The sequence below is a fragment of the Mycobacterium sp. genome, assembly GCF_019243155.1.
GTDB lineage: Bacteria > Actinomycetota > Actinomycetes > Mycobacteriales > Mycobacteriaceae > Mycobacterium.
This window is the reverse complement of record NZ_JAFAUS010000401.1, coordinates 1-2227: the sequence shown is the minus strand read 5'-3', so window position 1 is coordinate 2227 and position 2227 is coordinate 1. Positions and strand designations below refer to the sequence as shown.

The following is a 2227-nucleotide window of genomic DNA, read 5'->3' as shown; positions in this document are numbered from 1 at the left end:
GCAGCTCAAGCGGCGACCTTGGATGCTTAGCGAAGGGGCCGGCAAAGGGATTGTCGTTCATCCCTAAAACCTACGCGATTTTTCTGGATGTATCCGCCAAAGCCGGGCGCGTCGCTCTTAAGTCTGTCTCATAAACGACGCGCCGGGGGCCGTTGAGTCTCAGGCGACCCCGGGGTCGGAGGTCTGCTCCGGTGCGGCCTGCACGTCGTCGATCCGGTACTGGCGGGCGGCCGCGACCGGCACCGACGGGTCGATCTCGCCGTCGCGCGCCAGGGCCTCCAAGACGGCGACCACCTGCGATTCGGCGTCGGTGTTGAAAAAGCGCCGAGCCGCAGGCCGGGTGTCGGAAAAGCCGAAGCCGTCGGTGCCCAGGGTGACGAAGGTGCCCGGCACCCACGGTCGGATCTGCTCCGGAACGGCACGCATCCAGTCCGATACGGCGATCACCGGGCCGCTGGCGTCGGACAGGGCCTGCGTCACGTAAGGGACACCGGCCGGCCGATCCGGGTGGCGCAGCTTCGCCTTCTGGACGTTCACGCCGTCGCGGTTCAGCTCGCCCCAACTGGTCACCGACCAGACGTCGGCAGCGACATCCCATTCGGCGGCGAGCATCTCGGCCGCCTTGAGCGCCGACGGCATCGCCACCCCGGAGGCCAGGATCTGCGCCTTGCTGGCGCGCTGCTCGGTGGCGGCCTGGTAGCGGTAGATGCCACGCAGCAGCCCCTCGGGATCGAAGTTGCCCGGCTCGGGCGGCTGCACGTACGGCTCGTTGTAGACGGTGATGTAGAAGAACACGTTCTCGGGGTTCTCCCCGAACATCCGCGCCAGGCCGCTCTCGACGATGTAGGCGATCTCGTAGGCGAAAGCCGGGTCGTAGGCGACCACCGCCGGGTTGGTGCTGGCCAGCAGCAGCGAGTGCCCGTCGGCGTGCTGCAGGCCCTCGCCCGTCAGCGTGGTGCGCCCCGCGGTGGCCCCGAGCAGGAAGCCGCGTGTCATCTGGTCGGCTGCGGCCCACAGCCCATCACCGGTGCGTTGGAAGCCGAACATCGAATAGAAGATGTAAATCGGGATCATTGGCTCGTTGTGCGTGGCGTACGACGTGCCGGCCGCGATGAAAGATCCCACCGATCCGGCTTCGTTGATGCCCTCGTGCAGGATCTGCCCGACTTCGCTTTCCTTATAGGCCAGCATCAGGTCGGCGTCGACGGCGGTGTACAGCTGCCCGTTGCGGTTGTAGATCTTCAGCGACGGGAACCACGAGTCCATTCCGAACGTGCGCGCCTCGTCGGGAATGATCGGCACGATCCGCGGGCCAACCTCCTTGTCCCGCAACACTTCTTTGAAGGTGCGGACCGTCGCCATGGTGGTGGCGACCTCCTGGGTGCCCGATCCCTTCTTCAACGCGGCGTAGATGTCGCGGGGCGGCATCTTCAGCGCCTTGGTCTTCGTCCGGCGCTCGGGCACGAAGCCGCCCAGGGCGCGGCGGCGGTCCAGCAGGTAGCGGATCTCCGGGGCGTCCGGGCCGGGGTGGTAGTACGGCGGCAGGTACGGGTCCTCTTCCAGCTGGGCGTCGCTGATCGGAATCCGGATGGCGTCGCGGAAGTCTTTAAGGTCCTGCAGCGCAAGCTTTTTCATCTGGTGGGTGGCATTGCGACCCTGGAAGTGGGCGCCCAGCGAGTAGCCCTTGATGGTCTTGGCCAGGATCACCGTCGGCTGACCGTGGTGGTCGACGGCGGCGCGGTAGGCGGCATAGACCTTGCGGTAGTCATGTCCGCCACGCTTGAGGTTCCAGATCTCGGCGTCGGTCATGTTCTCGACCAGTGCCTTGGTGCGCGGGTCGCGACCGAAGAAGTGGTCGCGCACGTAGGCCCCGTCGTTGGCCTTGTACGTCTGGTAGTCGCCGTCGGGGGTGGTGTTCATCAGGTTCACCAGCGCGCCGTCGCGGTCGGCGTGCAGCAGCGCGTCCCACTCGCGGCCCCAGACCACCTTGATCACGTTCCAGCCGGCGCCGCGGAAGTCCGACTCCAGCTCCTGGATGATCTTGCCGTTGCCGCGGACGGGGCCGTCGAGGCGCTGGAGGTTGCAATTGACCACCCAGATCAGGTTGTCGAGCTGCTCGCGTCCGGCCAGCCCGATCGAGCCCATCGTCTCGGGCTCGTCGACCTCGCCATCGCCGATGAAGGCCCACACCTTGCGTCCGGTCGTGTCCGCGATCCCCCGGGCGTGC

Annotated in this window: 1 protein-coding gene; it reads right to left on the bottom strand. The window is 66.8% G+C overall.

Features of this window, described 5'->3' with window-relative positions; translation table 11 throughout:
• Positions 1–159: 159 nt before the first annotated feature.
• The coding region (gene aceE / locus JOZ00_RS20650; protein WP_293347262.1) for a pyruvate dehydrogenase (acetyl-transferring), homodimeric type at positions 160–2227 on the bottom strand (2068 nt) is incomplete at its 5' end.